This is a genomic window from Mesorhizobium sp. WSM4816 (genome assembly GCF_055811535.1).
The window spans coordinates 104,927-118,076 of sequence record NZ_JBVVQR010000015.1 but is presented as its reverse complement, the minus strand read 5'-3'; the positions used below and the strand labels follow the sequence as shown (position 1 = coordinate 118,076).

Annotated in this window: 7 protein-coding genes and 3 pseudogenes; 7 read left to right on the top strand and 3 right to left on the bottom strand. The window is 59.0% G+C overall.

The window, feature by feature from the left end; genetic code table 11:
* Positions 1–79: 79 nt before the first annotated feature.
* On the bottom strand, positions 80–1,750 hold the full coding sequence (locus tag AC0L3H_RS17885) for a molybdopterin cofactor-binding domain-containing protein (RefSeq protein WP_473586328.1): 1,671 nt from the start codon (positions 1,748–1,750) through the stop codon (positions 80–82).
* Between the two features lie 2,087 nt (positions 1,751–3,837).
* Between AC0L3H_RS17885 and AC0L3H_RS17880 the strand changes: the two genes are divergently transcribed.
* The 6 genes and pseudogenes from AC0L3H_RS17880 to AC0L3H_RS17855 all read left to right on the top strand — a co-directional run bounded on the left by AC0L3H_RS17880 (position 3,838) and on the right by AC0L3H_RS17855 (position 10,922).
* Positions 3,838–4,707 (top strand): hypothetical protein, encoded by an 870-nt coding sequence (locus AC0L3H_RS17880; protein ID WP_473586327.1) that lies wholly within the window; start codon positions 3,838–3,840, stop codon positions 4,705–4,707.
* A 246-nt stretch (positions 4,708–4,953) separates the two neighbouring features.
* Complete coding sequence (gene virD4, locus AC0L3H_RS17875; protein ID WP_473586326.1) at positions 4,954–6,645, top strand: type IV secretion system ATPase VirD4; 1,692 nt, start codon at positions 4,954–4,956, stop codon at positions 6,643–6,645.
* 342 nt (positions 6,646–6,987) lie between these two features.
* On the top strand, positions 6,988–8,025 hold the full coding sequence (locus tag AC0L3H_RS17870; protein WP_473491992.1) for a type III secretion protein: 1,038 nt from the start codon (positions 6,988–6,990) through the stop codon (positions 8,023–8,025).
* A gap of 60 nt (positions 8,026–8,085) precedes the next feature.
* Positions 8,086–8,382: pseudogene (locus AC0L3H_RS17865) on the top strand (type IV secretory system conjugative DNA transfer family protein); the annotation flags it as partial.
* A 51-nt stretch (positions 8,383–8,433) separates the two neighbouring features.
* Complete coding sequence (locus AC0L3H_RS17860; protein ID WP_473586325.1) at positions 8,434–10,629, top strand: hypothetical protein; 2,196 nt, start codon at positions 8,434–8,436, stop codon at positions 10,627–10,629.
* Entirely contained in the window at positions 10,599–10,922 is a 324-nt protein-coding gene (locus AC0L3H_RS17855) for a LysR substrate-binding domain-containing protein (RefSeq protein WP_473586324.1), read from the top strand. The genes AC0L3H_RS17860 and AC0L3H_RS17855 overlap by 31 nt, the downstream gene beginning before the upstream one ends.
* A 484-nt stretch (positions 10,923–11,406) precedes the next feature.
* Here the strand turns inward: AC0L3H_RS17855 and AC0L3H_RS17850 are convergent.
* Together AC0L3H_RS17850 and AC0L3H_RS17845 are read right to left on the bottom strand one after the other, a co-directional pair.
* Positions 11,407–11,723 (bottom strand): annotated as a pseudogene (locus tag AC0L3H_RS17850) (molybdopterin-dependent oxidoreductase); the annotation flags it as partial.
* A 454-nt stretch (positions 11,724–12,177) separates the two neighbouring features.
* Complete coding sequence (locus AC0L3H_RS17845) at positions 12,178–12,435, bottom strand: hypothetical protein (RefSeq protein ID WP_473491987.1); 258 nt, start codon at positions 12,433–12,435, stop codon at positions 12,178–12,180.
* Positions 12,436–12,847: 412 nt separating this feature from the next.
* Between AC0L3H_RS17845 and AC0L3H_RS17840 the strand changes: the two are divergent.
* Positions 12,848–13,148: pseudogene (locus AC0L3H_RS17840) on the top strand (polysaccharide deacetylase family protein); the annotation flags it as partial.
* Positions 13,149–13,150 lie beyond the last annotated feature (2 nt).

Sequence of the window (13,150 nt, the reverse complement as noted above, 5' to 3'; positions counted from 1 at the left end):
GCTGACCCCGTGATCAGGCCGAGCCTGTGCGCCGCCGCCGCGAGTTGTTGCAGTGCGAGCGGCTCCTTCCCTCCAGCCGTTAATTTGCCATCTGCGATTCGCACGTCCGCCATCTCGACAGCGAGCGGCCCCGCCGCCCGCCGCCCGGTCCACTCGACCAGAGCGCGACCGCAGCCGGCCAGAGCAACAGGCGTAGCAGCGCCCGCGCCGCCGTCCGCGTGGCGTGGCCGACGAAATAGGCACAGTTTGAGGCGCTCACCGGTGAAATAAACGAGGGCGTCCAGCGCGGATTGCGTGCCAGCGCGTCCTCCCTGTCCTGCGGCGTCGTATAGGGCTCCTCGGTCGAGACGAGAGGCATCTCGGGCCAGTCGACGATCCCGAAGGCGCAGTCGTCCGGCACCCGGCCGATGATGTCCGCGACCATCACCGCCTGCGAGGTGGTCAGGCCCGTGCCGATATCATTTTCGTTCTGGCGCATGGTGAGCCGGCCGGACGGATCGAGCGACAGAGTGGTCACCGCTGCCTCGGCTCCGGTGCCGTAATCCTTCTGCACCTGCGCGAAACCGATGCCATAGCACTTACCCGGATTGGCGGTATCGAACGCCGCTTTGTTCGCAGCGCGATCCCTCCACAACGGATGGGCACGGGCCCGCTCCAGGATCTCCTCGGTCCTTAGCGCCTCGCCGGCAATGGCGCCCTGCGAGTTCTTCATGCCGGTCTTGAACGCGTTCTTGAGGCGAAGCTCGATCGGATCGATGCCGAGCAGTTCGGCCGCTTCATCGACCATCATCTCGGTCGCGGCCATGGTCTGCAGCGTTCCGTACCCGCGCGTCGAGCCAGCATCGACAGCGCGCGAAGCGCGGACCTCGACCGAGAAATCGCTCTTCGGCAGATAATAGATGCTTTGTGCCGCGCTGGCCCCGAATTTGCCAACGTCGGGCGAAAAATTGCGCCGTCCTCCGGCATCCGTCCGATAGGTGCCTTTCATGATGCGGAAGGCGTGCGTGGAGCGATCCACGACAAGCGTATTCTCCATCCAGAAGGCATGGCGCTTCAACCCCATCTGGAACTGCTCGAAGCGGTCGCTGGCAAGACGCACCGGGCGCCCGTCGCCATAGAGGCCTGCCAGGATAGCGTAGTAGGGGAAGATGGAATGATCCTTGCTACCGTATCCGACCGTGTAACCGATCGAAAGGTCGAGCGCCTTCACCGCGAACCGCGATTTCAGCACTTCCAACGTGGAGATCGCCACCTCATAAGGCGATTGGGTCGCGATGAGTGCGTGCAGGGTCGAACTGCCCGGCTCGAACCAGGCATTACCATTGTCGGCTTCCATCGCGCAGGCATCGGTCGACTGCGAGAAATAGCTGCGCTTCAGGACCAATGCGTCGTCGTCGGTTGCCGTGATCTCACGCTCGATCTCGCCCGCCGCCCACAGGGCGCGGGCCGCGGCATCGCCGCTCTGATCCGGCTTCGGCCAGACGACCCGATCGCGCTCGAAACTTCCGTAGATGGCGGTGCCTTCGAGCGGAGCGGTTTCATCCGATGCCGCGCCGCCGATGCGCACGAACCGGCTGGCGCCGTAATGCGGTGGCGTGTCGTAGCCGGCGGCCGTCCCCCAGCGCACGATGCCCTTGGCGGAACGGACCAGCCGCTTGGCCGCGTCGAACCGCGCGAAATCGTTGTAGATCAAGAGCGCGACCGGCTGACCGAGCAGGCGCGGAATGCGTCCCGTCGGCACCAGGAACATGTCGCCATAGAAGCCGGGAGTCGTCGTTTCCGGCGGCGCAAGACCATCGCGGACAAGGTCTTCGCCGGCGGTTGGGCTTGAGATCTTCGCCCGGCACTGAGAGGTCCAGCCCGTCGAACGGGGCGTCGGCCCGGGTGACGCGGATCAGGAAGGCGTGGCTCTGTTCCTGCGGCCAGCCCGCTATGTCACGCGCACGAAAATCGCGGGTAAAGCTCTCATCCCCGGTGACCTTGGCCACGGCGTCCATCCGAAAACGCGGCCGACCGTCCGGTCCGATCCAGTTTGGCGAACGGCCGGGCGAATTGGCAATGAGCGCAGCCGATGCGGGCCGACCCAGAAAACCGATCTTGACCGCGATCCCCGCGCCAGCCGCCGCTGCGATGAACTGGCGCCGCGAAAAGCTGCCGCTCATGCCGTCTCCCCGAACGGCCCATAGCCCGACCCCACACCCGGCCGGCTCGTCTCGCCTGGATATTCCCGACTCGGGCCGTTCCGCCATTCCGGCATCGATGACAAACGGAACGGCCTTGCCAGATCATGAAAATCGCCGGGCGTTTTGTAGAAGTCCGCAAGATTGAAGCGCATGACTTCTGCTTCGGATCCAAATCTCCTGATACACATGTCCTCTGTTGTGAGTCCTTCCGCCCCGCGGAATCAACATTGCGAGTTTTTCCGTTCCTGCATCCGACCACCGTTATGGGGCGGCATTATTCTCACAGCCAAGACTGGCCGCCCACATGCAGAGCTCCCGCCAAACCCAGCAGCGCTGCGCGGCCGAAATGTCTAGTCACGTTTGCGAAGCGCGTGTTGGAATCGGTGATTCTGCGACACATTACCGCCGCGGTTTGGCCACGGAGTTGCCTCAATGTCCCACGACATAGCCGGCGTTGCCTGAGACGGTTCGGTCCGGCACCGGCTCAAACAAGCCCCCCCGCCCTAGGGTCAGCGCCGGATCGAACCTCTCTTCTTGAGGGACCCAGGTCCGAGCCCCGAAATGTGCTCAGCAGAAGCAAGCTGATCCGCTTCATTAATCGATGCGTGGTCTCCCAAATTGCACAGGGCGGCAAAGACCTGCACAGCAACAATGGTTTGAGGCGCCTCGGCTTCAGGCGAGAGGCAACTCTGGCCGGCTCTACGATGCCTTCGTTGTGAGAGGATCCTTCAAAGTAGCAAACTGATGCTAGTAGCTAAGCAGGCTTGCATACCCGTCGCAGCTCTCGATGCTCCCATCTAGTTGGTTTCCTCAACCGTGCCTGATGATCCAACGACCACCTCGATGTTGCAGTGATCGTGGTAGATTTCGGTCACTGTGCCTTGGGTCTGGCTGTAGATCGGCTCCCTGTTCCCATGGTCGTGGTCGAATTAAATGTTGGAACCGTGTACAGCCGGGTCTCAGGCTTTCCCACGTGAAAACACGCTTACCGTCTATCTTGCTCTCCCGCATCGGGGTAGCCTTGGGGGGTGAAATGCCGCTTTGTAGGATCGGCCTCTAACGATATTAGGCCTGCGAGACGGGCGGCATTGCGCGATGCCGTGCTGCCCGCCCGCGCGAGCGATTTTTCCCGGTCGGGCCTTTGCTCCTCGCCTGGCGCCGGTTGGGTCGGGAGATTGCCACGACCTGCAGCAGGAATGCCTTGGTGCTATCATGCACGGCGATGCTATTAGCGCGGCGCTGCGCAAATTGCCCATCAGGTCGCGACTGATTTCCTTGCCAAGGAAGCAGGACAGCTCGGCCGCGGCTGATCAGCTGCAGTGGGCGATGGTCGTCATCGAAACCCTCGAGCATGCAAACCTGCGCTCAAACGAGAAGCTGCTGCGGGGGGACATCATGTCGGGCTCTTGCAAGGACCGGAAGGAGTGGGCGAAAGAGTCGGCGTCCGGCGTGCCATTCATGCCATCAGGCAGAACCCCACTCATCGCATTTGGTGCCAGCCTCATCGTATTTTCTTTGGCTCAGACGGGCTCTTGGCAGACCCACAGAGCTGGGAACCCTCTGCGAGACTACAACTGTAACACCATATTGGTTTAGCAGATCAAGCTTCGGTGGTAACCTCATGGGGTAGAGAAACGACTTTGGAGGCCGAGGAATGGATCGCGATAATGAACGGGCACGCGCAGCTGCAAGTTCATCCCAAGGCGTGGGGAAACGCAGTACCCTCCGTGACGTTCCAGAGGGGCCATTGAGCGATGTTGCAGAACGGCTAGTAACCGCTAACCCGCGCGACACAGCGCGAAATCTTGGGGGCTTCAAAGCCCTCGGGACGCACGAGCGAACAGCCGTTCGGGGCACTCAACCCGGGCCAGAAACTGACCTCGCGACATTTGAACGGCGGGCCAATCAGCTCGGACGATCAGCCATCGATCTGGCCGAGAAATTGACAGCCGGATTGGGGTTCAACTCGGATGATGTAGCATTGCTCCAAGTCAGAGCGGCTAGTAATGTAGGCCATTTTCTAGGGCCCCAGAAGCAGACTGCTCTTGTTAATCGCATTGGCAACATGGACCCAATGGAGCAAGCTATAGGGGTTATGTTTGTGGCGCAAAACTTCAGTAAGTTTAATGACCAAAATAAATCTCGTATTTTTGAGCAGGCCATTGAATTGGCTGCTGATCCTCATCAGCACCACATGGTCAAGGCGACCGCCCAAAATGCTATTGTCACCGCGTATCACCAGTTAGACGCAAATCAACAAGCGCAAGCTTACTCACTTCCCGACCTGCATGGCCTGTTGCAGAACATGCCTCCGCCGCAGCATGCAGCAGAGGAACGGAGTGCGAATTTGGACGGCCACATAGCAGCTATTGCGGCTTCAGTCCGTGATACAGTAGGCCCGCAAACCTCCTTTGAACAGCTGCGGCGGGGTGGTCAAGTCGGGCAGTCCATAAGCCACGCCTACAATCACGCTCGCGAGGATCTAATGGCTGCCTCCAGAAGCAGAGATCGCTCCGGCCGTTGAGGTCTCGGCCATGGTACAGTAACGCTTTCTCCCCGAATTCCGTTCACGGCCGTGCCATCTCCAATTCGCTGGCCGTTGATGTACCTGCTTGGTGTAACTTTCAAAGACCACGCCTGCCGGGTGGTGCGATGCAACCATTGCACCACCCGCTGCGGCATCGATCTGTCGAGCGGCGACATCGCGCGACGTCGCTCCGGTGTCTGAAGCAATCGCAGCATTAGCTACGACTAATCTGGCAATGGAACAATGCCTTCAACAAATTCGACGCCCCCAAACATAGCCGTTAGCATCGCCTGCTCACTCGCCTTGGGCTTCTGTGCGGCAAGTCTGTACGCAACCTTCCGCCACGGGGGTAGCGGCGAGGCATTGATGACGTTTGACGTCCGTGCCTTTTGGTTTGAGACGCCCTTCTATCTGGGTTTCGCAACCCCCGTTTTCTATCGGGGCGCGGCTATCGTGCTCTCGACATCCGCGGTCGTCTTGCTGATTCAGCAGATGGTATTGCGCCGCAAGCTCGAACACCACGGGACGGCCCGTTGGGCTCGAGTGGATGAAATGCGACGCACGGGTTATCTACGCCGATACCGTAGCGTGACAGGGCCGGTATTTGGGAAGACGAGTGGCCCTTTCTGGCCTGGCTACTACCTGACCAATGGCGAGCAGCCTCACAGCCTCATCGTTGCACCGACCCGCGCCGGCAAGGGCGTCGGCATAGTCATTCCAACGCTCCTTACATTCAAAGGCTCGGTGATAGCTCTCGACGTCAAGGGGGAGCTCTTTGAGCTTACCTCGAGGGCGCGCAAAGCCGCAGGCGACAACGTGTTCAAATTCGCGCCGCTGGATTCGGAGCGGCGCACCAACTGCTACAATCCGCTGTTGGATCTTATAGCGCTGCCTCCACAGCTGCAATTCACCGAAGCCCGCCGCTTGGCCGCAAACCTGATCACGGCCAAGGGGGAGGGCGCGGAAGGTTTCGTCAGCGGCGCGCGAGATATCTTTGTCGCGGGCATCCTTGCCTGCATCGAGCGGGGCACGCCAACAATCGGCGCCGTCTATGACCTCTTCGCCCAGCCGGGGGAGAAGTTCAAGCTCTTCGCGCAACTCGCCATGGAGACCCGGAACAAAGAGGCACAACGCATCTTCGACGACATGGCGGGGAACGATACAAAAATCCTGACCTCCTACACGTCCGTCCTCGGCGATGGCGGGCTCAATCTGTGGGCGGATCCGGCTGTAAAGGCAGCTACAAGTCGCTCGGACTTTTCGGTCTATGATCTTCGCCGTCGCAGAACGTGCATCTATCTGTGCGTCGGTCCGAACGACCTTGAGGTGATCGCGCCTTTGATACGCCTGTTCTTTCAGCAAATCGTTTCAATTCTACAGCGGTCGCTGCCCCGCCAAGATGAAAAGAACGAGGTTCTCTTTCTGCTCGACGAGTTCAAGCACTTGGGTAAGCTGGAGGCGATCGAGACCGCAATTACGACTATCGCGGGCTACAAGGGGCGTTTCATGCTCATCATCCAAAGCCTTTCGGCACTGACGGGGGCTTATGGAGAGGCTGGCAAGCAGAATTTTCTGAGCAATACCGGCCTGCAAGTGTTTATGGCCACTGCCGATGACGAGACCCCAACCTACATTTCCAAAGCCATCGGTGAATACACGTTTGAAGCCAAGTCGATTTCCTACAGCCAGGCGCGAACGTTCGATTGGAACATTCAGAATTCGCATCAAGGTGCACCGCTGTTGCGTCCCGAACAGGTTCGGCTGCTCGATGAAAACTACGAGATTGTTCTCATCAAAGGCCTGCCACCATTGCAATTGAGGAAGGTGCGATATTTTTCGGACCGCATCCTTAAACGCATCTTCGAAAGCCAGACAGGCGCCCTCCCGGAGCCGCCACCCTTGATGGAAGCTCATCCAGATGACACTGACGGTTAAGCGCCCGTCTCGCGTATCCCGTCCCTCGGCGATCAGAAACTCCACTACAGGTGAACGGCTATGGGAATTTGCATCTCCAAATCCTCCGGATCGACTCGACATGCGGAAGAGTCGCCGCGAGAATCCACGGCAGCGCTGAGGGTCTCCCTGGGCACGCCTGCCGACAGGTTGCGACGGGGCGGAGATGCGCCTCTGGAGCCACATCAGATCCAGCAGGCCGCCTATCATATGGGAGCGTGTGTCGTCGGTGACAACGTCACCAGCCCGATAAGACTCGCGACAGCGGGGCAAACAGTTCACGACGTTCGCCTGCTGCTCAAGCATGGCCGGGGAAACGTTAAGGTGGACGACATTCCCTCTCACGGCCACAACAGCATCGGATCGTCGGTTGCAATGAGGGGAGCAGACGACAACATTAAGGTTGCAGTGGCCGTCGTCATGGGAGCGGCGTGCTGCAATCAGACCGCTCCCCTTTCCGCTATCGTCCACGCCCCACACATGGCGACCGACGAGCGGAGTATGACCTCTAGTGCTTTCGTGTCAATGAAAGAGATAACCGACCAAGGTGATGAGATCCCAGTCAAGACGGGTCACATTTGGAACGAACTGCGGCGCGGAAGCCGCGACGCGAGGTCGACCGTGGTTATGGATGCCTGGGCCAACGGTCCCGCTGTTCGGTTGAAAGACAGCGCATGGAGCGGAGTGCCGGTCAAGGAAGGTCATTGGTCGATGGACAAAAGCACCGCCGAATTCCTGAAAAACCGTGTTGAGGGGTTAATTCCGTTCGTGCATCCGGACGCAAATGAACAAACTGCCAACGATTTGCGCCGCAAGCAAAACGCACCCGTATCGTGGGAGAAATATGCAGAAGTACAGGTGATCTCACCCGAGTTCGCCGATAGTGTACGCAACGCATTGTCCCGTATTCCTGAAGGCCAACAAAGGGAAATCGCATCACTGATGATTCAGGAAGCCTACGGAATGGATCCTTCCTCGCGCACGCACCAAGACGCAGTGGGATCAGTTCTGGTGGCCGCCAACCAACTGGACTCGCTGCCCCGGCCTCCTGTCGAGCCGCCGGAATTGGCGGCGTATCACCAGTTCGACGCAAATCAACAGGCCCAAGCTCACGCAGTTCCCGGCATGCAAGATATCTTGCCGCACATGCCTCCGCCGCAGCATGCAGCAGAGGAACGGAATGTGAATCTGGACGGCCACATAGCAGGTCTTGCGGCTGAAGTCCGTGCGACAGGTGCACAAATCTCCTATGAACAGCTGCGGCGGGGTGGTCAAGTCGGGCAGTCCATAAGCCACGCCTACAATCACGCCCGCGAGGATCTAATGGCTGCCTCCAGAAGCAGAGATCGCTCCGGCCGTTGAGGTCTCGGCCATGGTAAGTGACGCCTTCTCCCCGAATTCCGTTCACGGCCTTGCCATTTCCGAACGTTCGATTGGAACATTCAGATTTCGCATCAAGGTGCACCGCTGTTGCGTCCCGAACAGGTTCGGCTGCTCGATGAAGACTACGAGATTGTTCTCATCAAAGGCCTGCCACCGTTGCAATTGAGGAAGGTGCGATATTTTTCGGACCGCATCCTTAAACGCATCTTCGAAAGCCAGACAGGCGCCATCCCGGAGCCGGCACCCTTGATGGAAGCAGACGAGGGGCTTTTGGCAGAATCTCAACCCGATGAGCAGCTGCGCGGATTGGCGCAGAACTTTGACGATACAGTTTGATGTGAGGCTAGTATGAACCCGCGAAATAGTAACCCATCCCGGGTAGCAGCTTTGTCGCAGGTGCAGGACGCCGGCTTGGAAGAGGGGCCAGCGGTCCAGGCCCGGCAAGTGGGCGCTGAGCAGTACCTTGCCGAGACCCGGAGGCTGTTCGATCAAGCTGATGAGTCGCCAACCAGTCGAGAGGAGCGTCTGCGACTGGAACAGGGATTCCGCGAAGTGCTTCAGGGACGGCAGGATGATCAAGCCGCCTCGTCTTTTTTCAGCGACCCAGGGATGCCCGCTGGACCGGGTGACCACAACAGCTTCGTGGCCGACGCTTTCGCAGCGGCCGGCTCTGGGCACATTGAGGCCGCCGCCCCGCCAACGTTAGCTGCCAGCCAACAGCAGATCCGGCCCTCGCCGGATGCGCTTGACCAGGGCAACCACCTGCCACCCGAGCGGGTCATCATCAACAATGAACATTCCACAGCGCTGTTGCGGCCAGCGGAGAGGCAGAGGGCCCTAAATACGCCGCAAGCCGCCGCCATTCAGCAGCCGCTGATGCCATTGCAGGGGGTACCCGTTCAAGGGACAAGGTCCGAACACATCGGAAGGCCGCATGCGGAGGCCGCGCCCTCCGCAAGGTCTGAGAAGCCCCCCGCTGCGATCGAGGACTCTATAAACGTCTCATTCGCCGTCCCCAAAGGCTTCTCCCATGGGACTCAACGCGTCCCAGAGGCGATGCTCTCTTTCCGCCATGGCTCCTTGCCGGATGCGGGCCAAGCCCGGCAAGTGAGTTTTGAGCAGCACGTGGCCCAGCCGCGCCGAGCCGATCCGGCTCCTGTCGCGAGTGGCGCCCGTGCTACCCGCTATCCCCATCTGTCCGACGAACACCGGGACGTTATTGATAAGGCGATCACTCACGCTGCGGTTCAGCAAAAATATAGCGAGAGCACGGTCCGAAAATACACGTATTCACTTCGCCAATTGGCGAATGATCTCGGCGCTCGTGGCCAAGCGACGGATCTAAAAAATCACCCGTCCCTGGTCGATCACGTCAATGCTTTCTATCCGAAAAACGACGGCATAAAGAGGGCGTTGAACGTCCTGCGTGCGTATCATGAGCCGGGCTATTCAGCGACTGTCGGGCGGCCAGCGCCGGTGCCCTCAAAAGCAGACGCGCATGTCTTTGAACAAGTGACCAGTGACAGCAGGTTGGCCCCAAGCAGCCGTGCTGAGTACGGTCGTAGTCTTCGCAGATTTTCTAAGGCGCTTGAGAGTCGGGGCCTAACGATCTCCGGGCTGGATCATGATTCGCGGATCGAATTCGCCGAGACGTTGTTTCCAGACAAACGCAATCTCATCTTCGCGTTGCAACGGGTTCGCGATGCGGAGCCCGCGTCACCTGGCGCCCGTGCTACCCGCTATCCCCATCTGTCCGACGAACACCGGGACCTTATTGATCGGGCGATCACTCACGCTGCGGTTCAGCAAAAATATAGCGAGAGCACGGTCCGAAAATACACGTATTCACTTCGCCAATTGGCAAATGATCTCGGCGCTCGTGGCCAAGCGACTGATCTAAAAAATCACCAATCCCTGGTCGATCACCTCGATACTTTCTTTCCGAAAAACGATGATATAAAGACGGCGTTGAACGTCCTCCGCGCGTATCATGAGCCGGGCTATTCAGCTACTGTCGGGCGGCCAGCACCGGTGCCCTCAAAAGCAGACGCGCATGTCTTTGAACAACTGACCAGTGACAGCAGCTTGGCCCCAAGCAGCCGTGCTGACTATGGTCGTAATCTTCGCAGATTTTCTAAGGCGCTTGAGAGTCGGGGCCTGACGATCTCTGGGCTGGATCACGATTCCCGGATCAAATTCGCCGAGACGTTACTTCCAGACAAACGCAATCTCATCTTCGCGTTGCAACGGGTTCGCGATGCGGAGTCCGCGTCAGCCGGGGGTCTCGAGACGGCCCGGAGGCTGTTCGATCAAGCTGACGAGTCGCCAACCAATCCAGAGGAGGTTCTGCGACTGGAACAGGGGTTGAGCGAAGTGCTTCAGCGACGGCAGGATGATCAAGCCTCCTCGTCTTTTTTCAGCGACCCAGGGATGCCCGCTCGACCGGGTGACCTCAACAGCATCGTGGCCGACGCTTTCGCAGCGGCCGGCACTGGGCACGCCGGAGTTGAGGCCGCCGCCTCGCCAGATCAGGCTGTTCCTATCGCCGGCGCATGGACACGTTCCTGGCGGCGTGTGGGGTAACGCATGTCCGCTGGATGGAACTCGGAACAATGGACGGGATCATCGGCTGCGTCGCCGCCGGGGTAGGGATGGCCATGCTACCTCGGGGGATCGTTCAGGATGCGGCAGCGGACGGACAGGTCATCATACACCAGCTACCTGACAATCTGCGGTCGGCGCCGACTGTTTTTGTGACGCGGAGCGACGAGTATCTCTCCGCGGCACTTCAGGCTTTCATGACGGTGGCGTCTGAGGCGCATTCACGGCCTCAGCCGGCAAGACCAGAGCCGGTGCGACAACTGCAGCGGGCTTAGGAAAGGTGGAGCAAAAACAAGGGGTCAGTCAGACGCAATCGTCGGCGGATCTTGATGGCAGCTCGTAGAGTCCGTTTGCCCAGAGATCGCCTACGATGCTGGAAAGGCGCTGCATGCTGCCGCAAAAGCAAGGAATGGGCACGGATTGGAGCACAATGGCTGGCCAGGGTGCTCCGCTTGCGCGTGCCATGCGGCCGAACTCATTTCGACATCGGTTCAGGAGCTTGAGGTCAGCACTGCTGCTCTTAAGACCGAGGTTCAACAATCACTATCGAGATCAGTAAGTGGGACTGTCGTCGACGGTGACCCGCAGCAGCCGAGTGCCCCATCTGTGGGATGCCTGCGTTTTGGGAAACTTGGACAGTCACACGATCTTCGCATGATCGCTGAGGGTACACCCGCCGCGGGTCAATAGCCTATCAATCGATCGTGGAAGTTTACGGCACCCAAGGCTGGCGGCGGAGCTGTTCACAGCCCACTGAACCCAGTTGGAGCCCTTGTCTTCCCAGTAGCCCGGATACATTGGCGACGAACACCTCTAGGATATGCTTTGGGGTTCTTGAAGCCGAGCTTAGTCGACACCCTAAGCTTCATCGGTGAACGATATTTGAGCGGCAAGAATCCTTCCCGAAATCGAGCGACAGGATGGTTTGCGGGTGCAGTGCTGTCGGCATATCGATACTGGAATAATAGCGGTCCGCATTTGAAGCCGACATATTTGGCTGTCATGTCCGCGCCAACATGCTGGAGGAAGACGCTCAGAGGAATACCCCTCCACTCACCGATCGCGCTCCAGCCCTCGCAGGCTCCTTGATCCCGCGCACAATTCCGTTGGCAGCATTCTCGACTGTCTCCGTTCGGCTACACGGCTCAGGATGCAGGAACTGCTGCTCGAGGTTTGGGAGCAGTTCAAAACGACGGTCGTCTTCGTCACGACATCGACGAAGCCTTCCTGCTTTCGGATCGAATCATCGTCATGCAGTGCACAGCCAGGTCGCATCCACGAAGAAATCAATGTGGCCTTTCGAGAAGCCGAGGACCACTGACATCATCGCGTCCGGCGAGTTCTTGCGTTTGAAACAGCGTTGCCTACAGCAGCTTCGTAGCGACAGGCGGAGAGATACCCTGGCGCGGCTTTCACCTCTTGGTTAATTGGAGCTGTGCTTCGCGGATTCCCTTCTCGGCTAAGCCCAACCACGAGCGCGCCTCGGCTGGTTCCGGCGTGCGTTTGGGGCCGCATCCCGCTCCTAAACCGTCAACTTCGTTTCCATGCAGCTAACATCCCGATTTTTCCCATCGACGTGAAAAACGGAACGTAATTCCTTATCTCTAAACGCTGGTCGGAAAGCATCCGCCTGAGCGTCTGGTGACGGCCTGCCGCCCAGGTCACCACATCGCCTGGCAGCGACACTCGCGCCATCCCCTGCTGCAGAATCGCAGAAGACAGATTATCAAGCTGCGTGGGAGCTACCGACACACCGATCACATCGCAATGATCGTTTTTTACGCGCATGCGAACAACTCCTCAAAGAACCATTATGTAATAGTTACGAAATCATTTGCAGCTTCGCGCAAAATGCGTAGCGTCTCATCCCTCAACAAGCACCAGCAAAATTGGATTTCGACTAACCCGCTTGACCTTGCCGCGGGTCGGCCGCCTAATTGTTGAATAAGAAGACCCAAAATACAAGTGAAAAGAATGTTAATTTTATTTGTTACTGGGATCTCTAAAATTACATAATGCCGCGATATTTCACATTTCTGGCCCGTCGCCGGGTTCCTCTCACGACGTTACCTCTCGGCGGGCTTCGGGCCCGAGAGCCGCAATACGCGAGGGCCGCGTCGCGCAATAGCCCTTGAAGCCTTCGGCGGCGAAGCGCTCTGCCAACGCCATATGCAGCTCTTGGACTTGCCGGTCTGCCGGAAGGCGGGTGATCGCGATGGATTACAATCTTCTTTTAGGCATTCCGGCGGCTTCGAGCGGCCGAGCAAGGCGGACGAATTCGCCGACCGGACAGACGCCTTCCGCACCGCCTTCGACATGCAGTACCAGGGCAAACGCATTCCGCTGGAACTCGTTTCCATTTCACGCCGATAAATGACGGCGCCTACTGGCATGTGCTGGAGCGCTTTGCCGGCGAGGTCTGCACCAAGCGCGATGTCGAGTGCATCAGCTACCGCGACTATGTTTCACGGCGACGTGACGGCGAAGCAGAGGTCGGTGGGCG

Excerpts from the sequence above, each read along its gene's own strand:
- AC0L3H_RS17885 (WP_473586328.1), bottom strand. The coding sequence starts at position 1,750 with ATGTTCCTGGTGCCGACGGGACGCATTCCGCGCCTGCTCGGTCAGCCG.
- AC0L3H_RS17880 (WP_473586327.1), top strand. The coding sequence starts at position 3,838 with ATGGATCGCGATAATGAACGGGCACGCGCAGCTGCAAGTTCATCCCAA.
- virD4 (WP_473586326.1), top strand. The coding sequence starts at position 4,954 with ATGCCTTCAACAAATTCGACGCCCCCAAACATAGCCGTTAGCATCGCC.
- AC0L3H_RS17855 (WP_473586324.1), top strand. The coding sequence starts at position 10,599 with ATGGACACGTTCCTGGCGGCGTGTGGGGTAACGCATGTCCGCTGGATG.
- AC0L3H_RS17845 (WP_473491987.1), bottom strand. The coding sequence starts at position 12,435 with ATGCGCGTAAAAAACGATCATTGCGATGTGATCGGTGTGTCGGTAGCT.